The 22,206-nt window shown below is 67.9% G+C and carries 17 protein-coding genes and 1 tRNA gene; 11 read left to right on the top strand and 7 right to left on the bottom strand.

From position 1 onward, the window contains the following. Window positions 1-147: 147 nt before the first annotated feature. The 4 genes from AB0G02_RS11155 to AB0G02_RS11140 form a co-directional block, all read right to left on the bottom strand. The gene (locus tag AB0G02_RS11155; RefSeq protein WP_360792537.1) at window positions 148-606 is read right to left on the bottom strand and encodes a hypothetical protein; all 459 of its coding nucleotides are present in this window, start codon (window positions 604-606) and stop codon (window positions 148-150) included. A 380-nt stretch (window positions 607-986) separates the two neighbouring features. Next, window positions 987-1,568, bottom strand: a complete 582-nt coding sequence (locus tag AB0G02_RS11150; RefSeq protein ID WP_360792535.1) for a hypothetical protein — start codon at window positions 1,566-1,568, stop codon at window positions 987-989. 142 nt (window positions 1,569-1,710) lie between these two features. Further along, window positions 1,711-1,962 carry a hypothetical protein gene (locus tag AB0G02_RS11145; RefSeq protein ID WP_360792533.1) on the bottom strand — a complete coding sequence of 84 codons (252 nt, stop codon included), beginning with the start codon at window positions 1,960-1,962 and terminating at the stop codon, window positions 1,711-1,713. Window positions 1,963-1,969: 7 nt separating this feature from the next. Continuing rightward, on the bottom strand, window positions 1,970-3,178 hold the full coding sequence (locus tag AB0G02_RS11140) for an FAD-dependent monooxygenase (protein ID WP_360792531.1): 1,209 nt from the start codon (window positions 3,176-3,178) through the stop codon (window positions 1,970-1,972). Between the two features lie 193 nt (window positions 3,179-3,371). Between AB0G02_RS11140 and AB0G02_RS11135 the strand changes: the two genes are divergently transcribed. Next, window positions 3,372-3,938 carry a dihydrofolate reductase family protein gene (locus AB0G02_RS11135; protein WP_360792529.1) on the top strand — a complete coding sequence of 189 codons (567 nt, stop codon included), beginning with the start codon at window positions 3,372-3,374 and terminating at the stop codon, window positions 3,936-3,938. 64 nt (window positions 3,939-4,002) lie between these two features. Here the strand turns inward: AB0G02_RS11135 and AB0G02_RS11130 are convergent, their stop codons facing one another. Then, window positions 4,003-4,257 carry a hypothetical protein gene (locus AB0G02_RS11130; protein WP_360792527.1) on the bottom strand — a complete coding sequence of 85 codons (255 nt, stop codon included), beginning with the start codon at window positions 4,255-4,257 and terminating at the stop codon, window positions 4,003-4,005. Window positions 4,258-4,317: 60 nt separating this feature from the next. Between AB0G02_RS11130 and AB0G02_RS11125 the strand changes: the two genes are divergently transcribed. The 4 genes from AB0G02_RS11125 to AB0G02_RS11110 all read left to right on the top strand — a co-directional run bounded on the left by AB0G02_RS11125 (window position 4,318) and on the right by AB0G02_RS11110 (window position 7,103). Continuing rightward, entirely contained in the window at window positions 4,318-4,914 is a 597-nt protein-coding gene (locus AB0G02_RS11125) for a helix-turn-helix domain-containing protein (RefSeq protein ID WP_360792525.1), read from the top strand. A 163-nt stretch (window positions 4,915-5,077) separates the two neighbouring features. Beyond that, window positions 5,078-6,268 (top strand): serine hydrolase domain-containing protein, encoded by a 1,191-nt coding sequence (locus AB0G02_RS11120; RefSeq protein ID WP_360792523.1) that lies wholly within the window; start codon window positions 5,078-5,080, stop codon window positions 6,266-6,268. Window positions 6,269-6,599: 331 nt separating this feature from the next. Beyond that, window positions 6,600-6,734 carry a hypothetical protein gene (locus AB0G02_RS11115; RefSeq protein WP_360792521.1) on the top strand — a complete coding sequence of 45 codons (135 nt, stop codon included), beginning with the start codon at window positions 6,600-6,602 and terminating at the stop codon, window positions 6,732-6,734. 96 nt (window positions 6,735-6,830) lie between these two features. Next, the gene (locus tag AB0G02_RS11110) at window positions 6,831-7,103 is read left to right on the top strand and encodes a GlsB/YeaQ/YmgE family stress response membrane protein (RefSeq protein ID WP_360792519.1); all 273 of its coding nucleotides are present in this window, start codon (window positions 6,831-6,833) and stop codon (window positions 7,101-7,103) included. A 187-nt stretch (window positions 7,104-7,290) separates the two neighbouring features. On the opposite strand, the gene AB0G02_RS11105 is transcribed toward AB0G02_RS11110, so the two are convergent. Then, window positions 7,291-8,916, bottom strand: a complete 1,626-nt coding sequence (locus tag AB0G02_RS11105) for an extracellular solute-binding protein (RefSeq protein ID WP_360792517.1) — start codon at window positions 8,914-8,916, stop codon at window positions 7,291-7,293. A 31-nt stretch (window positions 8,917-8,947) separates the two neighbouring features. Further along, entirely contained in the window at window positions 8,948-10,765 is a 1,818-nt protein-coding gene (locus tag AB0G02_RS11100) for a cellulose binding domain-containing protein (RefSeq protein WP_360792515.1), read from the bottom strand. Window positions 10,766-12,158: 1,393 nt separating this feature from the next. Between AB0G02_RS11100 and AB0G02_RS11095 the strand changes: the two genes are divergently transcribed. The 6 genes from AB0G02_RS11095 to AB0G02_RS11070 form a co-directional block, all read left to right on the top strand. Then, window positions 12,159-13,625, top strand: coding sequence for a non-reducing end alpha-L-arabinofuranosidase family hydrolase (locus AB0G02_RS11095; protein ID WP_360792513.1), 1,467 nt, complete (start codon window positions 12,159-12,161; stop codon window positions 13,623-13,625). A gap of 171 nt (window positions 13,626-13,796) precedes the next feature. After that, window positions 13,797-13,867, top strand: a tRNA-Asp gene (locus tag AB0G02_RS11090). Window positions 13,868-13,889: 22 nt separating this feature from the next. Beyond that, complete coding sequence (locus AB0G02_RS11085; protein ID WP_360792511.1) at window positions 13,890-16,199, top strand: hypothetical protein; 2,310 nt, start codon at window positions 13,890-13,892, stop codon at window positions 16,197-16,199. Window positions 16,200-17,143: 944 nt separating this feature from the next. Then, window positions 17,144-19,987 (top strand): caspase family protein, encoded by a 2,844-nt coding sequence (locus tag AB0G02_RS11080; RefSeq protein WP_360792509.1) that lies wholly within the window; start codon window positions 17,144-17,146, stop codon window positions 19,985-19,987. A gap of 1,469 nt (window positions 19,988-21,456) precedes the next feature. Next, window positions 21,457-21,762: a hypothetical protein gene (locus AB0G02_RS11075; RefSeq protein WP_360792507.1), complete on the top strand. Its 306-nt coding sequence runs from the start codon at window positions 21,457-21,459 to the stop codon at window positions 21,760-21,762. Beyond that, on the top strand, window positions 21,759-22,206 hold a 448-nt coding region (locus AB0G02_RS11070), incomplete at its 3' end, for a helix-turn-helix domain-containing protein (RefSeq protein ID WP_360792505.1). The genes AB0G02_RS11075 and AB0G02_RS11070, both read left to right, overlap by 4 nt.

Here is a 22,206-nt window from a genome sequence, read left to right as displayed (position 1 = left end):
CCCCTCCCGCCCCCCCCCCCCCCCGCCCCCGCCCCCCACGCCGTGCCCCTCAACCTCAACCTGCCGATCCCAATCCCCCAGCCTCGCACCGGACACGAGGGCCAGCCGCAGCGCCTCCGCCGGTGCCACCGGCTCACCGGCACGGAATCAGGCTGCCGGCTCCCAGACGACACCGAGGCGGGTCGCGGCCAGCACGGCGTTCACCGCGTCATCGAACGCGAGCCCGGCCGGAGCGCGAAGGTGATCGGCCAACCGGTCCGGCTCCGTGATCCGGGCACCACCGGCCGCACCGGTCTCATCCCACACACGACCCGCCGCCAACCGGGCGCCCGCGATGGCCGTCGCCAACGCGAGCACGTACGAAATCCCATTGCGCAGCGGTGTGGCCGTGAGCCGGATCCCGCCGTCCTCGTCCTCCGGAAAGCCGGTGTCCACCACATCGACCTCGGCAACCGCGGGACCGGAGTCCCACATCACCAACGCGACCGACACCGACGCGACACCGCCCGGACCGAACTCCTGCCGCAGCAGCGCGTCGGGCACATCCGGAACACGGGCCGGAAACGCCTCCCGCAACACGTCCTGCCCCACCACCGCGAGCACCAACCGCCGGTCCCCCACCCGCAGCAGGTCCGCCAGAGTCCGCTCCGTCTCAGCCCGAAGACCCCGAAGCGGAACAAGCCGATCGATCCGCACTTCCCACTGAGTGGTCACAGATCACGCCTCCATCAAACCCACCCGATATCCCCGCCGGGGAAACACCACCCAGCCGTCGGAGGTGTGCACGTGGATGCCCGAACAATACCCCACGAGATCTCGAACAGGACCTCGGAATCGCGCCCTCGTATCAACGCGAACACGGATCACCAGTCAGGTTTTCGAGCGTAGGCTGACGATCGCCAGCCTGCGAGACCTTGGACGACCTGGCCGCCGCACGTCGCAACGGCTGACCCCCGAGCACGCCAGACGACACCGGTACGCGCGGCTCAGGACAGACCGGTCTGGGCCCAACTGCGAACCGGCAGCCGGTTGGCCATCTGCAGCACCAGCACCACGCAGGAGACCGCCGCGGCAAGACCGACGATCCAGAACGCGCCGAGACCGAGGCGCTCCAGCACCGGCACACCGCCGCGACCGAACACGTACCCCGCCGTCCAACCCAGGGCCAGGACGCTCGCCCCGGTGAAGGTGAACAACATCGGCAACGTCGACCCGAGGAAGTGCGGACGCCGTCGTTGGCGGTCCTCCAACCACCGCTCCCAGCGCAGCCCTCCAGGAACCCGGTCGCTCAGCTCGTCCCTGATGTACGCCGCGACCCTGAGCGTGCCGAAGTGCTGCGCCACCAGACGGCCGCACAGGAGGTACGAACCGAACGGGATGATCAACAGCAGTGCCGTCATCCCCGGACGCGTGATGGCGAAGCCGAAGATCGCACTGGTGAAGGTCAGCTGCAACGTCAACAGGTGCTGCTGCGCCTTCACCCTGTCCTGTATCTCGTCGCGAAGCGCGGAGAACTCCGCCAACGGTCCATCGGCGCCCTCACCGGCACCGTCGGATGACATCGACATAGCGCGACGGTACGCACGCCGAACGCCCCGGCAGGCAGATCCGGCGCAAGTCACCCGTACAGCGCACACAACACAGCCAGTTTCAGGCCCGGTGACAGCTCGGCAGCGTGCCCCTGAGCGGTTACAGCCCTCTCCGCCGCGGTTACTCCGCACCCCAGAGCATGAACGGCACCTCGCGAGCCCGCTGTGCGTGTCCGCTGTCGCCCGACGTCTCCGCGATCCGCTCCAGGACCAGCCGGAACTCCGCCCGATCAGCCTGGCTCAGGGCGTCCAGCTCATGACCGATCGCCTCGATGCCGCGCACCGCCGCGTCCGGGTCGACCTCGTCGTCCCCGGCGTGTTCGAGGAACATCAGGGCCTCGACGATCGCCCGAACGAGCGGCGTGCTGTCCATACCGGGATCAAACCCCGACTCCACCCCCGGCCGCGGCAGCGGACCCGGAGTCCGGCACCCCCTCGTAGTCGGGCAGCACGACACCGTTGATAGCGCGCTCGACCAGCGCGGTGAGCGCTTCCACGTCGAACTCCGGGCTCGGCCCGGCGTCCGGCCCGGCGGCGGCGCGGCTGTCCACGTGCAGCCGACCGATCTCCTGGTTGGCCTCGACGAACGGTCGCATCCGAGCCTCGTAGGCCGCGAACCCCGCTTCCGGATCCCACCCGGAGGCGGCCAGCTCCCCGGCCAGCAGGTAGGCGCCGACCAGGGCCAGCCCGGTACCCCCACCGGACATGGGCGACGAGCTGAACGCCGCGTCACCGATCAGCCCCACCCGTCCGTCCGACCAGCGGTCCATCACGACCTGGGCGACCTGGTCCAGGTAGAAGTCCGGGCTGTCGTCGACGTGGGCGAGGATGCGCGGCGCCAACCAGCCCAGCCCGGCCACCTGCTCGCGCAGCAGGCGCTTCTGCCCCTCGATGTCGCGGTAGTCGACCTCGAAGTCGGCCGCGGGGAAGGAGAACATCGCCATCGCCTGCGTGGCGTCCCTGAGCGGCCGGAGGCCGGCGGAGCGCCCGGACGCCCGGTCCTGGTAGTCGATCATCCAGCCGTCGATACCGAACTCGTTGGGCACCGTGCAGAAGGCCAGCACGAGCCCGAGGTGGCGGAGGAACCGCTCGCGCGGCCCGAAGACCATCGCGCGCAACGCCGAGTGCAACCCGTCCGCCCCGACCACCAGGTCGAAGCGCCGCCGCTCGCCGCTCGCGAAGGTCACGTCGACCCCGTCCGCGTCCTGGGTGAGGTCGGCGATCCGGTCACCGAACACGTACTCGACACCGTCGCGGGTGTTGTCGTAGAGCACCTGGGACAGGTCTCCGCGCAGGATCTCGATGTCCGCGATGTACCCGTCGCCGCCGTCGTCGTCCGCGCGGTAGGTCTCCAGCACGTTCCCGTCGACGTCCACGGTGTGCGCGCCGACGGTGTCGGTGCAGGCCGCGCGCACCGCCTCGTCCAGCCCCATCCGCCGGATGACCTCCTTGGCCACCCCGCGCGCGTCCACCGCCTGACCGCCGGGGCGCAACCCCGGAGCCCGCTCCACCACGGTCACCTCGGCTCCCCGCCGACGCAACCAGTGGGCCAGCGCCGGCCCCGCGATGCTCGCTCCTGCCACCAACACCTTGATACCGCTCACCGTGCCCCCCGCTCACCCGTCCGGTTCACAGTCCGGATTGTACGGTCGTCCACGCATCCTGCCCGCAGTTCCGACACATAGGCCGAAATCCACGCCTGCCGCTGATCACGTGAGTCGTGACCGTGTCGGGCGGTGTGGCGGCGCGAAGAGCTTCCCGTGTTGCGGCAGTCTTACCGCCATGGGAACGCTGACCTATGGCATGAACGTCTCGGTGGACGGCTACACCGTCGACGCGAACGGCGACCTCGACTGGGGGACGCCGGACGAGGAGCTGCACCAGTACTGGAACGACCGGACCGCGCAGATCGCGCTGTCGCTGTACGGGCGCAAGCTGTACGAGCTGATGTCCGCCCACTGGCCGACCGCCGGCCAGGCGCCCGACGTGCCCCCGGTGGAGGCCGAGTACGCCCGGCTGTGGCTCGCGATGCCGAAGGTGGTCTTCTCCCGGACCCTGGAATCGGTCGACTGGAACTCCAGGCTGGAACGGGGTGACGTGGTCGAGACCGCCAAGAAGCTGAAGGCGGAGACCGACGGCCTGATGGAGGTGGGCGGCGCCACCCTCGCCGCTCCCCTGGTCCGGGCCGGTCTCGTGGACGAGTTCCACGTGCTCGTCTGGCCCGTCGCAATCGGCGGCGGCACGCCGTTCTTCCCGTCGCTTCCCCAGTGGCTGAAGCTGGAACTGGTGGAGAACCGCACGTTCACGTCGGGGGCGGTCCTCCTGCACTACAAGGCCGTCCGCGACTGACGGACGCCTCCGACGGAGCGTCCTCCCCTGACCGGTGACGTCCGCGCACACCGATGTGCGGACGTCACCGATCGGCGGGATCGTCGAAGCGCCGCGGCAACGCCACCGGTGGGTCGCCTGGCGAGGGCGTCTGCGGAGTCCGCTCGGCCTCCGCCTGGACCTCGATGGTCGTCCTGTGGGCGATCGGGTCCCAGATCTCCTGGAACGGCGACATGAGCGACTGCCCTCCACCGCTGCGGCGTGCGCGCACGGCGTACCAGACGAACCCGGCCAGGCAGAGGGGCAGGCTCAGCAACGACGCCACGACACCGAGGTCCATGCGCCCGAGCCTATAGTAACATCGCGTTTCCAGAAACGGTCCGTTACTGAACGGTGGGCGATGGTCAGGTTGACGCGGGCGGAGCAGCAGCAGCGCACCCACGAACAGCTGTTGGCGGCCGGACGGGAGGTGTTCCTGCGGCGCGGCTTCCTCGCGGCGACGGTCGAGGAGATCGCGGCCGACGCCGGCTACACCCGGGGTGCCGTCTACAAGCACTTCGACGGCAAGGAAGGGCTGTGGCTGGCGATCGTCGAAGCCGACGCGGACACCCACCTGCGAGGGCTGCGCGACGCCCTCGCCCGCGCCACCGATCGGGACGACCTGATCGCCGCCCTCACCGTCCTCGACCCGGCCGGCGACAGCGCGGCGAAGTGGAGCGCCGCGGCCGCGGAAGTGCTCGCGGCGACGGCGCATCAACCCGACACCGCACCCCTGGTCGCCGCCGTCCAGCAACGTCACGACGAGCAGGTCGTCGCGCTGCTCACCGAGCACACCCGACGCCTGGGGCTCACCCCTTCGATGCCCCTGCACCAGGCGGTCGTCATGCTGGGCGCACTCGGCATCGGGCTCGCCCTGCGTCAGGCGATCGCGCCGCCCTCCGACTCCGCCGCCATCCTCGCCCACGTGCTGAACGCGGTCTTCCCGACGCCCGCCTGAGCAGGCCGTTGACGATGGACCACACCGGTCCGGGACGTCCGACGGCCGGCACCACGCTGTCGAAGCCCGCGATCACCGTCCCCCGCAACGACTCCACCGCGGTCACGCCCCCAGGGTCGGTGCGCACTGGGTAGGTTGTCACCGGCGAAGCGAGGAGGAAACGGTGGCTGTTGGTGGGTTCTCGTCGAAGCGGCTGGTTCGGGTGCGGGACTTGCTGGAGCGTCACGTCGAGTCCCGCCTGGTCCCGGGCGCGGTGGCCGTCCTCGTCCGCCACGGCGAGGTGCACGTCGAAGCTACGGGCACCCTCGCGTTCGAGGGCGCGGGCTCGGGGACGCCGATGGCGACGGACACGATCTGCCGCCTGGGCTCGATGACCAAGCCGATCGTCGCCGCGTGCGCGATGACGCTCGTCGAGGACTGCACCCTGCGCCTGGACGACCCGGTCGACGACCTCCTGCCGGAGCTGGCGGACATGACCGTGCTCACCGATCCCCACGGGCCACTGGACGACGTCGTCGCGGCGGAACGCCCGATCACGTTGCGGGACCTGCTGGCCGGCACCCTGGGCACCGGCATGGTCCCCGCCGAGCCGGGTGCGGTCCCGATCGCGGACGCGCTGAACGCGCTCGACCAACCGTCACCGGACGAGTGGTTGCGCCGGCTCGGCTCGCTCCCGCTCGTCCACCAGCCGGGTGAGCGCTGGATGTACGACACCGCCGCCAGCTTGACGGGCGTGCTCATCTCCAGGGCCACCGGCATGTCCTTCGGGGATGCGCTGCGCGAACGCATCTGCGATCCGCTGGGGGTGAAGGACACCGCCTTCAGCGTGGACGCCGAGAACACCGCCCGGTTCGCGACGGCGTACCAGCGGGACGACTCCGCCACCGACGAACCCCTCGTCGACGACGGTCCCGACGGGCGGTGGAGCCAGCCGCCGGCGTTCGAATCAGGTGGCGGCGGGCTGGTCTCGACCGCCGAGGACTACCTCGCCTTCGCCTCGGCGCTGCGGGCCGGCGGTTCCCACCGCGGCGAGCGGGTGCTGTCCCGGCCGTCGGTCACGCTGATGACCAGCGACCACCTGACCCCGGCGCAGAAGGCGGTCTCCGGGTTCCGGCCGGGGTACTTCGACAGCGTGGGCTGGGGTTTCGGGATGTCGGTCCAGACCCACCGCACCCACCTCGGCCCCTCGGTCGGGACCTATGGGTGGCCCGGCTTCTACGGCACCGCCTGGTACAACGACCCTGCCGAGGACCTGACGACGATCTTCGTCATGCAGCGCGCGCACGCGGGCGACCAGACCCTGCCGATGTGGCACGACTTCTGGACCGCTGTCTACCAGGCTATCGACGACTGACCGCAGGCGTCAGAGACGCAGCTGCGCGGCTATCCGGGCGGCGGACGTGCCGACACCGCTCGGGCCGCCGAGTGCCGGCTCTCGTGCCGGTGTCGTCCTTGGTGCGCCGACGCACCGAGTCCACGTGCGGGTTCAGCTTGGCAGGCCACGGCACGCGCAGGTCCGGCAGGACGAACGGGTATCCGGGCGTGTTCCGACCCCCGTCGTGGGCACCACCCGACCGGCTCGCCACCGGTCGCGCAAGGCCTGCCCACGAGTCCATACCTAGGTTGTCCCAGAGCAATCATGCCGCCATACCCCCCGTCACCGTTGCGGGTGACGAGGTCCCCACATGCCGCCGACTGCCCGTTCCGCCGATCTCGGACGGCCGGCGGTCGTCGTTCGAGTGCGGCCCACCGACACGGTCGACGTCGAGATGTCGATCATCACCGACGGCGTTACCTGGGTCGACGCTGCCATTTGCTGAACACAGGTGTGAAATCCGTGCGAGTTGGGCAACCCGGTGTCTGTAGCGATCACGCCGCGTCAGGAAGACGGCGTGGCACGAGGACAAGGAAGCACCGTGGGCATCCTGGGTTGGATCGTTCTGGGTCTCATCGCCGGCGCCATCGCCAAGGCCATCATGCCCGGCAAGGACCCCGGCGGCATCATCATCACCATGCTGCTGGGCATCGTGGGCGCCATCATCGGCGGTTTCATCGGCCGCGCCATCTTCGGTTCCGACATCGGCAGCTTCTTCGACCTGAGCACCTGGCTGCTGGCCATCCTGGGCTCGCTGGTCGTGCTCGGCATCTACCACATGGTCACCAGCCGGGGCCACCGCGCTCACAGCTGACCCCACCACAACGACACTCGGACCCGCCGGTGAATCACCGGCGGGTCCGATGCTTGTCCGACACGGCATGCAGGCCGTCCGAGTCGAGTGGACCGAACCGGACGCGGCCGAGTGGCGATCTCCTCGACGCCACTACCTCGGTGGAAGCCCGTGGCGTTCCCACCGCGACCGGTCCGGCCCGTGCCGTTCAGCGGTTCTTCGTCTTGAACCGCTCGTAGGCGTTGTTGACCAGGTCCATGTACTGCGTCATGCCCTTGGTATCCAACTCCTCGACGTAGGCGTCCCACCCGGCGATGTCGCGGTCACCGAGGATGAACTGGAGCGTGCCCTGGGTGGCGGCGTCCTTGAGCGAGGTCTCCCAGAGGGTGGCCCGCTCGCGTTCCTCCGCCGTGAACGGGTGCGGCGGGGGCAGCGGGTTGACCTCCTTGGCCTTCATGGCCTCCTGGAAGGCGATCTCCTCCGGGGTGAACATCGACTGGAGCAGTTCGGTCGTGCCGCCGTAGGCGAACACGCCTCCCTGGAAGCCGAAGTTCTTCTGGAGGTGCTGCGGGGCACCGACGTTCAGACCGCCGAAGGCCACGTCCGGCCTGAGCGCGCGCTTGCCGGAACCGTCCTTGTCGTAGGTCTTGCCGGGCACTCCCCACTTGGCGAACTCCTGGCCCTCGTCGGAGTACCAGAGCCAGTCGATGAACTGCATCATCGCCACGAACTTGTCGCTCTCGGCCGCCTTCGTCGAGATCATCAGGCCGTTCTCCAGGCGGGAGATCCCGACGCCGTCGCTCGCCGGGCCGGCGGGCACGGTGATCTTGGCGATGGTGGCGCCGGGGGTGTTCTTCAACGCCGGGCGGTAGTCGTTGACCAGCGTCTGCGCGTTCGAGCTGATCGCGAACGACTTCCCCGCGCCCAACTTCTGGACCGCCGCCTCGTCCTTCTGCGTGAAGCTCTCGGGGTCCATCAGGCCCTCTTGCACGAGCCCGTGGAAGAACTCGACCAGCTGCTTCTGCTCCGCCGATGACCCGGTGAACACGAACTTGCCCTGATCGGCGTCCCACTGGGCGTTCCGGTACTCCCACCCGGCGTGGGTGCCGAACGCCTGTGCCGCGTAGTTGAGGATGCTCTTGCCCTCGAACCGATCCGAGAGCGGGTAGCTGTCCGGGTGCGCGACCTTGAGCGCCCTGAGGACGGTGCGGACCTCCTCCCAGGTGGTCGGGGCCCGGAGGCCGAGGCGCTGCAGCTCGTCGGTGCGGAAGGCCAGGGTGTAGTCCGGCCACACCTCCTCGTGCACGCCAGGCAGCAGGTAGAACTTGCCGTCCTCCTGGCGCAGGGTGTCCAGCTCCGGCTGGAGCTTCCACTTCTCGATCTTGTCCTTGAAGTTCGGCATCAGGTCGAGGTAGTCGCTCACCGGCAGGATCGCGCCGGACGCCACGTACGCCTGCTCCTGGCCCTGGTAGGTCTTGGAGATGATCGCGGGCGCGTCACCCGCGCCGACCACCAGGCTGCGCTTCTGCTCGTAGTCGCTCATCGGCACGACCGTCGGCTTGAGCGTGACGTTCGTCCGCTGCTGCAACTCCTTCCAGAACAGCCAGTCGTCCTTGATGCCGTAGTTCGGGTGGTCGCTGTAGAGGATGCCGAACTCGACCGCCTCACCCGCCTTGAACTGCTGCCCGGCCTTGTAGTCGGCCATGGCGGCGACCTTCTTGCCGTCCAGGTCGATCGCGTCCTCGCTGGTCGGGTCGTCGCTGCACGCCGCCGATCCGAACACCAGGCCGCCGGCGACCACCGTGGCGAAAGTGCGCTTCCACGTCGTTCTCATCGTGCTGTCACCCCACTGGGCTGGTCGGCGGCTACGAGGTGGTGCAGGTCGGCACGGGTGTCGTGCCCGGCGATCCGCCTGCGGTGAAGCCGAAGGTGGCACTCGCGCCCGGGGCCAGCGCGCCGTTGTAGTCGACGTTGGCCACGGTGGCGGTGCTTCCGCTGGTGGTGAGGGTGCCGTTCCAGACCTGGCTGATGCTCTGACCGCCGGCGAGCGTCCACGACACCTGCCAGCCTCGGGTGGCCGTGGAGCCGGTGTTGGCGACGGTCACGTCGGCCTGGAAGCCGCCCTGCCAGCTGTTGGTCACCTTGTAGGTGGCCGTGCAGCCGCTCGGCTGCTGATCCGACGTCGTGGTCGTGGTGGTGGGCGTCGTCGTGGTGGACGTCGTGGTCGTGGTCGTGGTGGGCGTCGTCGTCGTGGTGGTCGGGTCGGTGGTGCCGCCCCCGTCCGTGATGCGGTAGGTGACCAGCGAACGGGCCGGGACCGTGGCGGTGAACGCGCCGCCGTTGACGCCGATGGCCGCTTGGGCGGTCATGCTGTTGGCGTTGTTGGTGACGTACGGGGTGGCGGTGCCGCTGGTGACACCGGTGTTGCGCAGGCTGAACGAGGTGGACTGGGCACCGGTGCCGGCGTTGAGGGCGACCACGACCACGGAACCGTCGGTGTTGCGGTACGCGGACAGCTTGAGGTTGCCGTCCGGGGTGGACGCGCCGATCCGGTTGGCGCCGGGCCGGATGTAGCGGCTGTACTGCGCCATCGCCCAGAGTCGCTTGGACACGCTGAAGTTGGTGCCGTTGCTCTGGATGAACGCGCGGGTGTTGTTGGACGACACCGCGTACCAGTAGACGTAGCCGTTGACGTTGGCCGCGGTCAGGGCGGTGTGGATCGAGTTGGCGACGGTGAAGCCGTCGATGCCGCTGCCGTCGTCCCAGTTGGTGTTCCACGAGCTCGAACTACCGCCGGGCGACCACTCCGACATCCACGTGCGCTTGCCGCCCACGGACAGCGGCGAGGTGGGCGAGCTGCTGTAGTGGTGGCCGGTGTGCGTGGTGACGTAACTGTTGGCCTGGGAGTCGGCCATGATCGCGGAGGCGTACGAGCGCTGGTCGTTCCAGCCGACCGGGTCGCAGCAGGCCAGCTTGAGCCCCGCTTGGGCCGCGAGCGGGCCGATGATCTTCGTGAACTCGGCGGCCTGCGCCGGGGTGAACCGCATCGAGGAGTAGTCGGTGGTGTAGTTGGGCTCGTTGGTGAACCCGATGTCGGTGATCGGGATGCCCTCCTGGGCGTAGTACTTGGTGTACTGGATGAGGTAGTTGGCGTAGGCACGCCGCCAGTCACCGGACGCGCAGGACGCGCCTGACAGGCCGCACAGCGTGCCGCCGTTGGCCTCATTGCCGTTGGTCTTCATGTACCCCGGTGCGCTCCACGCGTTGGCGTAGAAGCGGTTCACCCCGTAGGACTGGGCCTTCTTGGACAGCCACACCTGACCGTCGTCGTCGCCGTTCCACGTGTAGCGGGGCGTGGCGTTGGGGCCGCCCGGGTTGGTGGGCTGGATGGAGCTGCTGGTGGAGCTGATCCCGTTGCGCAGGATGCTCAGGCCCGCGCCGCTCTGGCGGTTGAAGATGAGGTCCAGGACCTGCTGCTGGTTGGCGGCGGGCATCGACCGGATCAGGCTCGTGCGGCCGAACGCCTGGGAGAAGCCGAAGCCGTCGATGGGTTGCAGGACGCTGGCTCCGTCGATGGTGGCGGTCGTGGCCGCGCTCGCCTGGGTCTGCCCCAGGACGAGGGCGGACGCGACACCGACTGCGGCGAGCACTGCCGCCGACCAGCGCTGAGGGACACGGGACATGAACGGTTCCCTTCGGGTAGAGGTGTGGTGCGCGCCCTGTCCGGTGCCACACCTCGGTGACGGGAACGGATGGGCGAACCACCGGTTCGGAACGACCGGCGCCAGGAGAAGCGGGTGGGGACGGGCCGGTCCGGCCGCGCCCCTGGTGCAGGTTGCCGGTGGCCTTGCCGTGCACGGTGAAGATGCCGTTGTCGCACAGGAACTTGCCGGCCGTCCGCGGCAACGGCGTGCGCCGCTCGGGGGCCGCTGCGGGTTGTCCGTGCGGCCGGACGTGGAGGTGATGCGGGTGCGCCGATCAGGGTGAACGGACCGGGGAGCCGCGAGTTCAGCGGCGTGGAGCCGGGCAGGTCATCCGGCGACCGGTGCCGTCGTTCACCACCGCCGCGACGGCCACGGCGGGAACATCCCGGTCTGCGTGATCACCTACCCGACGAGCGGGGGACGGTCGCCGGACGTGGGGGTGAGCGACCTGGACTGCTGATCACTGAGCACTCCTTCGCGGTGGGGTGGAGGCGGCGACAGCGATCATGATCATTGCGTCGACTGCGTAAAGTTTCGGGCAGAGTCTAGAAAAATGTCAATGGCGTGACGCAGCCCCGCCGCTCGCAGTCTCACTTGGCGACCGGCCGACCGCAGATTCGACCAGTTCCCGCAGGTCTGTAGACCGAAGTAACTCGTCCGAACCTCGCAGCAGTGCGGCACGCCGCAGGATCATCGGACGTCTCCCCTGGCTCCACGCCGGCCCACACGCGCGTCGACTCGTGTCGCTCCCACTGCGCACGATGCCCGCTCCAGTCGCGATGTTTGCGCTAACAACACGCCGCATCATGCGCAAAACTCAAGCCGTTCGTAGCGCGATCCGGCGACCGAAAGCCGGGGAACTACCAGGTGATTCGACAACGTTCGACACCAAAACAGTGATCCACTCACATCGTTAGCGCTCACAACTGGCGGTCCTGGCCGCGTTGACGCTGTGCACTCGGGTAGCTACATTGGCCGAAAGCCAAGGAGCTTGATCCCGAAACAATCGGCGCTCGTCGCCGGTGTTTCCGACTACCAGAGTTGCGCACTCGGTCGCTGAGCAGCGGTGGTCGCGCGCCGTGGTCGACGGGGCACGATCTCGGGGCCTGGCATCCGGCTGCGGTACCTGATCTTCTCCGGACTCGGTGGGTGGCATGGTGCTTCTCAGTCGATCTACCTCGGGCAAGGGCTTCGAGCCACTCGTGCCTGCTCCCCCGAGCCGCACCGGGCGGCCGACTCGACCGCCGGCCGCGTCCCCCAGCGCCCACCCGCACCCCGGCTTGACACCGACACCTCGCAGCGGCGGTTCCTGCACGCGCAGGCCCTGACCGCAGCACGTTCCCCCACCACCTCGACGAAGAGGAGCACGCTCATGGCCGGATCAGGCCATCAACCTCCCACCGCTTTCCGCCGCCGGCGGCTTCGTCCGGCCGGTGTCGTCGCCGCCGTCACCGCGTCGGCGAGCGCCGCGGTGCTGGCCGCGGCCGTACTGGTGGCGGCACCGGCCGGAGCCGCGACCACGGGCTGCTCGGTGAACTACGCCGTGGGGTCGCAGTGGCAGGGCGGGTTCAGCGCCTCCGTGTCCGTCACCAATCTGGGCGACCCGCTCAACGGGTGGTCGTTGACGTGGTCGTTCGGCGCGGGCCAGGCCGTGACGCAGGCGTGGAGCGCGACGGTGACGCAGGACGGCTCCGCGGTGACCGCGAAGAACGTGAGCTACAACGGCTCGGTGGCCACCGGTGGTTCGGTGTCGTTCGGCTTCAACGGGTCGTGGACGGACAGCAACCCGAGCCCGACGAGCTTCGCCCTGAACGGCGTGGCGTGCACCGGCGGCACGACCACGACCACCACCCCGGACAGCACCACGTCCACGACGTCCACCACCTCCACCACGACAACGACGTCCACGACGACGACCACCTCGCAGAGCGGCTGTGCACTGCCCTCGCGGTACCGCTGGACGTCGACGGGCTCGCTCGCGAACCCGAGGTCGGGCTGGGTGTCGCTCAAGGACTTCACCCACGTCATGTACAACGGCAAGCACCTGGTCTACGCCACGACCCACGACACCGGGTCGAGCTGGGGCTCGATGAACTTCGGGACGTTCACGAACTGGTCCGACATGGCGTCGGCCCCGCAGAACGCGATGAGCTCCGGCACCGTCGCGCCCACGCTGTTCTACTTCGCGCCGAAGAACATCTGGGTGCTCACCTACCAGTGGGGTCCGACCGCGTTCAGCTACAAGACCTCCAGCGACCCGACCAACCCCAACGGCTGGTCCTCCGCGCAGACCCTGTTCACCGGCAGCATCTCGGGTTCCGGCACCGGCCCGATCGACCAGACCATCATCGGTGACGGCACCAACATGTACCTGTTCTTCGCCGGCGACAACGGCAAGATCTACCGCGCCAGCATGCCCATCGGCAACTTCCCCGGCAGCTTCGGCTCGTCCTACACGACGATCATGAGCGACTCGACCAACAACCTGTTCGAGGCCGTCGAGGTCTACAAGGTGCAGGGCCAGAACCAGTACCTGATGATCGTCGAGGCGATCGGCGCGAACGGCCGCTACTTCCGCTCCTTCACGTCCAGCAGCCTCAACGGCTCCTGGACCCCGCAGGCCGCCACCGAAAGCAACCCCTTCGCGGGCAAGGCCAACAGCGGCGCAACCTGGACCAACGACATCAGCCACGGCGACCTCATCCGCACCAACCCCGACCAGACCAAGACCATCGACCCCTGCAACCTCCAACTGCTCTACCAAGGCCGCAGCCCCAACTCCGGCGGCGACTACGGCAAACTGCCCTACCGACCGGGCCTGCTGACCCTGCAACGCTGACCACCCGACGCAGCTTGACCCACAGGCCGGCACTCACACCCTCACCGGGTGGGGCTGCAGGCCTGTGGGTTTCCAGCACCCGGGACTGCACGTTGGTGATGGCTCCACCGGGGCTGCTCGGGTGAAATCCGGAGGCAGTCGACGGGCGTGGCCGATACGATCCGCGCACCTCATGGAGTAGATCAGTGGCAGATCGCCCCGCTGTCACGGGGAGGGCGCGGGTTCGATTCCCGCCTCCATGTCCGACCAACCGTGGAGTCCACCGTGTCCGACCAGGACCGCACCGCCTCGCCCGGTTACGCGACGGGTCAGCTGGCGCGGGCGCTGGCCGCGGCGGTCTCCGCGGGCACAGAAGCCGACCGGAAGCGGGCGCTGCTCAAGCTCCGGCGCTGGGAGGACGTCGTCAGCGGGATGGCCGACGGCACGCTCACCATCGGCTCCCGGACCCCGGTCGCGGGCACTCCGGCGTGGGTGACGTTGGAGGTCGCGCACGGCGGTTTCGCGACCGGCAGGTACTCGGCCGAGGTGCCGCTGTCCGAGGACGAGGCGGCTCGCGCCGCTTCCCTCCCGGATGACGTGCCCGGCAGGAACGAGCGGGAACGGCTCAACCTCTGGTACCTCGGTGACGCCGGTCAGGCCGAGCTCCTGGACGTGGTCCGCAGCGGGCGCTACCGGGTCGAGGTGCCGGAGGACGCGGCGCTGCCCGTCGTGGCGTTGCTGCTGGACCGGGGTTTCGCGGAACAGGCCCTCGACCTGGTGGCCGAACTGCGTCCGCTGATGCACCGGCTCCGGCTGACGCCGCGTTTCGAACCGGTCTCCCGACCTGTGGACTCCGCCGTCCGCGTCGCCTCGGTGGAGGACGCCGTCGCGTCGCTGCGCTCCGTGCGGGTGCCGGTGCAGCTCGCCAAGATGCGCGACGCGCTGACCGTCTGGGACCCGCTGTACGACCGGCTGGTCGCGTTGTGGTGCCGAACCGTCGACGGCGAGCTGCCGCACCTCGACGAGAACTCGACCGTGCACGGCGGTTGGCCGTGCCGGACGTGGCCCGCGGACTGGGCGGCGGCCAGGATTGAGTGGCTCGCGGACTTCGTCGAGACGTGTCGCACCCACGCGCCTTCGGGCAGGCAGACCAACCCGAGGAGCAACTTCGCGAGGCTGCGCAACGCGCTGGAGTCCTGCGCGGACGGCAGCGACGCGCTCACGCCACGGGAGGTCGGCCGGATCCGCCGCGTCATCGCGAGCACGGTGAGCCACCGCGGCGCTCCGGGAACCAGCCGACGCGACGCGTGGCGCACCGCCCAGGCGGCTACCGTCGCGGCGCCGACGAACGCCGCACTCGCCGGTGTGCTCGCGGACAGGCTGGACCGGTACCCGGCGGACGGAGGCCTGCCGTCACTCGACGTCGCGACGGCCGTGGTGTCCGAAGACGAGGCGACCGCCGAGGCCCCCCGCGGTACGACGATGCCGGAACGCCTGGTGCACAAGGCCGCGCGGTCGCTCGAAGCACCGGCGGACGAGCTGGTGCGCCTCGGCGTGATCACGTCAGGGGAGACGCTGGCGACCGTGCTGCCGCAACTCACCTCCCGGCTGCTGAGCTCAGCCATCGACGACCCGGTCGCTGCGGGGCTGCACGAGCAGACCTACACGGCGTTCCGGCGTCGCCGCGGCCTGCTGCTGCTCAACCTCGAACACCAGGTGCGGTTCACCGAGCTGCCCTGGGTAGACGCGCTCTCCCCCTACCGCTCGCCCAAGCCGGACGACGCTGCCGCCGCACGTCGCGCCCTGCGGCAGACCACGGTGCTGGCCCTCACCGCGTTCCCGCACGCACTGCTGCCGAACCCGCTGGTGACCGAGTTGAGGGCGCTGGCCAAGCAAGCGAGGCTGGAGCTGCCGCTCGTGGAAGAGGTGGCCGCGGACATCTTCGCGGGCAGGTTCACCACCAAGTGGCGCGACGCCGCCGCCGTGGCGAGCCGTCTGCTGGCCGGCACGCTCTACGCGAACTACTACGATCTGCCGGCCGACTGGCCCCAGCCCCTCCGCGCAGACCAGCATGGGGGCAAGCGAACCGCCGAGGACTTCTTAGCCCTGTGCCGGGAGCGTGCGGGCACTTCCGGTGGCTCCGTCGCGGCGAACGGCATGGTGCTGGAGCAGAGCCAAATCCTGACCACGCACAACCTCGCCGTGCTGGTCGACGGCCTGGACCTGGCCGACGAGCTGCGCGACCGCGCGCCGGAGCTCGCGTGGCAGGTGTTCGACTGGATCGTCCGCAGGCTGACCCAGCGCGCGCCCCACCGACACGCGGCGCTGATCCAGGTGAAGAACGCGGCCTACGCGTGGCGGCAGGCGCTGTTCCTGCTCAGCTTCTGCGAGCCCTCCGTACAACTCGCCCACGCGGAACGGCTAGCGGGCGAGTCGCGCGGCACCGTCCTCGACCCGGCGGTGGAAGGTCTACTTCTCGTGCTCCACGGTGGCCGATTCACAGCAACCGGAACGGCACGTCACGGTACAGCCAAGCGCTTCCTCGGCTGGGCCGAGGCCACAAACTCCTTCCTCCCTCACTCCAACCAAACCTGACCCGGCCAGCCTCGCACGCTTACCGACGCTGTTGTCTGCACTTAAGCGTTGTGCCTGCCGAGAACCTCATCCATGCAGGTTGCAGCCTTGCTCAGCGTGAGGAGTCGAGGCGCTCGTGAGTACGACTGCAGGTCCACAGCGCCAAGGCGGACGCGGCATGATGACCAACTGTGCTGCTCCAACTGGTCTGTCTCGGTGTGACCAACGCGTTCGCCTTGCTGCGCCCGCTGCCCATGAGCGAACGGGACAAGAACGTGGAAGTCCTGTTGCTGCGCAACCAGATCGTGGTACTTGAACGCCAACTCGGAGACGCCCGCCCACGGTTCTCCCCCGGCGACCGGGCATTCCTTGCGGCACTGCTGCACCGACTTCCGGTGCAAGCGCTTCGTCGACTCCGACTACTGGTACGCCCGGAAACAGTTTCGCACTGGCACCGGGACCTCCTCGCGCGACGCCACGCAGCCTTTGGGGTGCCAGAACTCTGCACTGGAACGCCAATTACTTCTCGATTCCCCCGGTGCCTGAGGCTGGACATACAAGCAGATCGTGCACAGAAACTCCAATTCGGCACCCACTCGCCTACACCAAGCTCCAGAAGTCACCCGAATGACACAGTCCACTGAACTGCAGGCCGGTTGAGATGGCGGACAGTTCACGAATATCCGGCACAATCCGCAAAATTGCGGATCACGCTGATGGGTGCGCGACACTCGAAAGGTCCCTGCCTTTGGAACGCCAAGCGCCTACCCGCAATGCCCAGTGTCACCTCGCCGACGAACGGCCGCGAGTCCGGTGGAGCAAGTGGGTGACGTAAGCGCGCTGCAAGGAGAGAACACCGACCCGATCGGAACCGATCACCTAGAGTACTCGAGTAGGTAGCGCCGACCATCTCCGCTCATGCCGGGGTGATGGTCGGCGGTGTCATATGAGGATGTGGGGGATGGGTGGGCCGGTTCGCGCTGTTGATCGGGTCCGGGCGTTATGACGACGCGGCGTTACGTCCGCTGAGCGCCCCGGCGTGGGATGTCGACGCATTGAGCCGGGTCTTGGGCGATCCCGTCGTCGGCGGGTTCGAAGTCGTCCGCCTGGTGGATCGATCGGTGCAAGAACTGCGCGTCGCGGTGGAAGACTTCTTGATGGACCGGGCCCGCGACGACTTCGTACTCGTCTACCTGACTGGTCACGGCGTGCTGGACAAGAGGGGCCGGTTGGTGTTCGCGGCGACCGACACCGGCACCACCCGGCTGAGCGCGACCGCACTGTCCGCAGCGTGGTTGAACGAACTGCTGGCTGACTGCATGGCGGACAGCCGGGTGCTCGTGCTGGACTGCTGCTTCAGCGGTGCGCACGGCCGGACCAAGGCCGGTGCCGACTCCGTGGCGGCGCAGTTGGGTGAGGTGGGCAGTGGACATGCTGTGCTGACCGCCTCCCGCGACTGGGAGTTCTCGTTCGAAGGGGACGCCTCCGGCGGGTCGGTGTTCACCACCGGTTTGGTCGAAGGGCTGCGCACCGGCGATGCCGATCTGGACGGCGACGGTCTGATCACCGTCGAGGAAGCTCACACCTACGCGGCAGGGTACGTGCGCGATCAAGGTGCCCAGCAGCATCCGCAGCGCTGGCTCACCGCAGCTGAAGGTGAACTCGTCCTCGCCCACAGTCCCCGCGGGCCGCGGCTTGCGTCCCGCACGGTGCCAATGCATGCCTCGCGGGAAGCGCACCAACTCCATCTCGAGCGTCGCTCCGCCCTGGTTGCTTCGCAGGCACAGGCTCTCCGCCCTCGGGATCCGGAGCTGGCACGAGCGGTGGTCTTGGCAGCGATCCGCGACCTGGCGCCGAGCCGAGCTGCCGTCCTCACGTTGTGGGGCATGACGGTCGAGCCTGAGACAGGTCGCCTTCCACTGGGGCACGGCGGCCTCGTCGTCGAGATGGCGTGGTCCGGGGAGAACAACCACTTGATGTCGATCGGTCGCGACGGCTCCGTGTGCGAGTGGAACGCCGACGGAACGCTCGTGGCCAGTACGTCGATTCCCGTCGACTTCCACGGTGCGAGCTTGTCGCGCAACGCCCGGAGCCTGTTGCTGGGCGAAGGCAGCGGATCCGTATCACTCTGGCATGTCGACGGTATGCGCTATCTGGCGCGCTCACAATCGATGAGTTCTCTTGCCGGTTCCCACCAGTGGTCCAACGACGGAATGCGGCTCTTCGACGGGGATTACACCCGCGCGGACGCAGTTATCTGGTCCATCCAAGCAGCGGCCGGAGATGTTCGGAGCATCGACGCACAACCCGTTGCGGCGCCCAGGGGGTTCACGCCATACTGGTCTCCAGACGATCGATTACTCGCCTTCCTCGACGAGCACAGCGTCACAGTGGTCCACGCCGACAGCGGCAACGTCGCCACAGTAGTCCGTACGTCCGAGAAGCCATCCGATCTGACGTGGTCCCCGGACAGCGCGAAAGTGTGCCTCCTCATTCCCGAGGAGTTGGAGTCGGAGTGGGCCAGCTTCGGTCGCGACAACAGGTATCGCGTGGTCATCTACGATCTCGCAGGGCAACTCCTGGCCGAGCGGGAGGCAACGGGTGTCGCGTCCCTCGAGTGGTCGCCGACAGACAAGAGGATCGCCGTGATGTTAGCCGGCCCTGCGCGCGAGGCCGAAGTGCACATCTGGAACGCCCAGGCGCTGACCGACATGGATGTTCTCGTCACCGAGAGGTCAGGCGTGTCCCTCGTGGGAAACGTCCTGCTCAGATGGTCGCACGACGGCCGATATCTGGCCTTCGCCCACTGGACCAGCGTCTTCATCTGGGACCCTGAGCACGGTGTCGTCCATCAATCGCACAGCGGTGACCTGATGGCGTTCGACTGGGCACCGGACAAGACCCAAGCGGTGGTCAGCGCATCCGGCCGGAACTCATTGACGGTGATCGACCCGAACGTGGGGGTGACCGCCGAGTTGAAGGACGACCGTCTGACCGGCAAAGCCCTCTCGTGGTCGCCAACCGGTCAGCAGATCGCGGTCTCGAGCCGGGATGGAGTGCTGCTGTGGCCACCTTCAGGCGGTGACCCGACCACCGCCCTCACCGGAATGCCCGACATGGTCATGCACGCGGTCTGGTCTCCAAACGGGCACCGCCTGGCAGTGGCAGCTCACGCGTTCTTCGAGAACAGCCCCAACCGCGTTGCCATCTGCACACCTGACGATCAACGGGGAATCGTCGAGATGGCCGGCGATGACACCCAACACGGGCCGCTGGCGTGGTCACCCGACAGCACCCTGCTGTTGGGCACGGAAGGCCCCGGCAGCGTGGTGATCTGGTCCGCAGTAACCGGACATCACGAGCAGTACTTCGACGGTTCGATACCCGCAACCGCCGTCTGTTGGCCGACCGCCCATCCCCACCTGATCACCGTCGCCGACGGGGAACACAGGATCCGTGTGCTCGATCGCCAAACCGAACGTGAGGTCGCGGTATGCATCGGACACACCGGCGACATCAGGCGCCTGACATGGTCACCCGACGGGGAGATTTTGGCCAGTTCATCTCATGATGAGACGGTCCGGTTATGGAACGGCACGACCGGCGAGTGCCTCGTCGAGCTGGATGCGCCACATGATGCACGAAGCCTGACCTGGTCTGACGATGCCTCCCGCCTCACCCTGGTGTCGAGAGACAACAAGATGGTCACATGGATTCTGCCCCAACACCTGGACGACGTTCTCGACAGCGTTGACGAGGAACGGGCACTAACCAACGAGGAAAGAATGCGGTACGGTCTCGAGCTTTGAACCCGGCAGACCTCACTCCCTCCTCTCGTGTGCAGGGTTGAGCTTTACAGCGAAGGCCCGCTGGCATGACACAACCCAACGGGCCGCTTCGCGTTCAGGTGGCGTCCCATTTCACTCCTGCCTCTTCAAGCTCACCAGTATCGTTTGCAATGCGAAGTGGCCGGGCCGTTGGCCGACACCGGCCACTTCACATCACTCGTCAATCAGCTCGGCCGTTTCTTCAAAATGAATAGGCCGATTTGACTTACGAGCACTACAACCCTAGCCGCTGCGGCCAAGGCCTTATGGTCGGCAGCCAGAGCTGCCATAGAGGCGATAGAGGCCAGGTCCCGTGTTTCACTGAGCGCTTCCCCGGCACCTTTTCTCCATCTCTCTCCCCTGCTTGGACCACCACGCCCATGGTCCTCCGGCAAGGGCTCGATTGTGACGCCCACCGAGACCCCTTTCTTTTCCCTGGATTTACGTCAGCGGTGCTTGCCCCACCGCTTGTACGCTCACCCCCGATGAGCGCTGGCACAGGGTCTCGGGTCGGCCAGTCGAGCACTACCAGGATGCGCTTCTACTCCATTCGGGGTCAAGCGGCCATGGGTCCAAAGTCGAAGATCCACTCGATAGGGCTGTAGCCTACTTAAATCTGCCTTAAATCAGAGCTGATAAATCACCGCTAGTTATCCTTCGCTCAATCGAGTGACAACCGTTAGAGCAAGCAGGAGAACGCCTATCCCAGGCAAATATTACCCTATTCAAACACTGCACAGGTGGGTGCGACCTGTCGCGCTGCGAACGCTTCTGCCGGTCCCTACGGACGCCTTCGGGGCCACTGGCTGGCCCTCACTGATCCAGGGACCGCACCGGCAGCCTCTCCTCGCGTCGCACGCACGCCAGGCACCGGGTCCGCTCGATCGCGCCGCACTACAGAGGCGCCGGTCCTTCGACATCTCCCGGCCCTACCTCGCGTCACCGGGCGCGGGTGGGCGGTCGCCCACCGCACCCCGCCCGCTTGCCCGAACGAACGGGGATGGGGCCGACCAGAATCCGGCGAGCAGGGACAGCGCAGTGCGATTGAGGGGTCCCAAGGGCCCGCCTTGATGAGTGAAGCAACCTTTGAACACGTGAACGGCGAGTGCAAGCAGCCAGCAACGAAGCCGTAATCACTCAGTTGGTCACTCACCGACGTGTGAGACGACAGCAAGATCAAAGACAAGATCCACAGTTGGAAGCAAAAGAGCCCGCTGACCAGGTGATTTACCTGAATCAGCGGGCTCTCTCGGCCGTCGGGACGACAGGATTTGAACCTGCGACCCCTTGACCCCCAGCGGGACAAGGGATGTCCACAGTGGTCCCGCCAGGTCCGTTGTGGCTGGTCGATTCCGGCGGCAGTCCAGGTCAGGGCCTCCAGTCCGGCCCCGTCCAACAGGTCCGTGAGACGCCTGTGAGACGGGACCCGAGCACCAGAGGTCCTGTTCACGATGAGCACCACCCACTTCCCCAGCCCCACTACGCCGCTGCGACGGCCACCGCGGCGCCTTCGCCCGCCCTTCGACATGGAGGACAGCGGGACCTTCGACAGCCAGCAGCCGGACGAGACCACTGACCAACTGCGCGCTCATCGCCACGCCGACCGCGTCACCGCTCTCCTGGAGCCGCTGGACGGCGTCGAACTCGGCAAGCACGACCGGCATGTCATCGAATGGCTGGCCACCCACGACACCTCGGTGGTCGGCACCATCGCCAGCCTCCTCTACCGCGCCCGCGCCACAGGCGGTGCCTGGTGAGCATCGAAGCTATCGACTGGGCACTCAACCGCGCCCTCATCCCCACCGACCGCAAGGACGCCTCGACGCTGGCGATCACGCTGATCGCACTCGCCAACCACGCCGACCCCGATGGCCGCGACGCGTTCCCATCGGTCGAGCGGATGATGCGCTACACCCGCTTGTCCCGACGGACCATCCAGCGTTCGCTGCGGTCGCTGGAGGAGCTGGGCCTGATCAAACCGGGCAACACGCACGTGCGCGACGCCAAGATCCCGGAGGCCAACTCGCGGCCCCAGGTCTACAACCTCGCGCTGTCCACCAGGTTGTCCACAGCCATTAACGAGGGGCGTCAGGATGACGCCCCTCTGACCAGCAGGGGGCGTCACCAGAAGCGCCTGGGGGCGTCAGCAGTGACCGTCGGGGGCGTCACCACGACGCCCAAACCGTCCTTCAACCGTCCAG

Source organism: Actinosynnema sp. NPDC023658, assembly GCF_040639995.1.
Taxonomy (GTDB): domain Bacteria; phylum Actinomycetota; class Actinomycetes; order Mycobacteriales; family Pseudonocardiaceae; genus Actinosynnema.
Note: the sequence above shows the minus strand (reverse complement) of the source record. Positions and strands in the feature narration are given on the sequence as shown.

Coding starts and splice junctions, on each gene's coding strand:
- AB0G02_RS11150 (WP_360792535.1), bottom strand. CDS start 1,568: ATGTCGATGTCATCCGACGGTGCCGGTGAGGGCGCCGATGGACCGTTG.
- AB0G02_RS11145 (WP_360792533.1), bottom strand. CDS start 1,962: ATGGACAGCACGCCGCTCGTTCGGGCGATCGTCGAGGCCCTGATGTTC.
- AB0G02_RS11135 (WP_360792529.1), top strand. CDS start 3,372: ATGGGAACGCTGACCTATGGCATGAACGTCTCGGTGGACGGCTACACC.
- AB0G02_RS11130 (WP_360792527.1), bottom strand. CDS start 4,257: ATGGACCTCGGTGTCGTGGCGTCGTTGCTGAGCCTGCCCCTCTGCCTG.
- AB0G02_RS11125 (WP_360792525.1), top strand. CDS start 4,318: ATGGTCAGGTTGACGCGGGCGGAGCAGCAGCAGCGCACCCACGAACAG.
- AB0G02_RS11115 (WP_360792521.1), top strand. CDS start 6,600: ATGCCGCCGACTGCCCGTTCCGCCGATCTCGGACGGCCGGCGGTCGTC.
- AB0G02_RS11105 (WP_360792517.1), bottom strand. CDS start 8,916: ATGAGAACGACGTGGAAGCGCACTTTCGCCACGGTGGTCGCCGGCGGC.
- AB0G02_RS11100 (WP_360792515.1), bottom strand. CDS start 10,765: ATGTCCCGTGTCCCTCAGCGCTGGTCGGCGGCAGTGCTCGCCGCAGTC.
- AB0G02_RS11095 (WP_360792513.1), top strand. CDS start 12,159: ATGGCCGGATCAGGCCATCAACCTCCCACCGCTTTCCGCCGCCGGCGG.
- AB0G02_RS11075 (WP_360792507.1), top strand. CDS start 21,457: ATGAGCACCACCCACTTCCCCAGCCCCACTACGCCGCTGCGACGGCCA.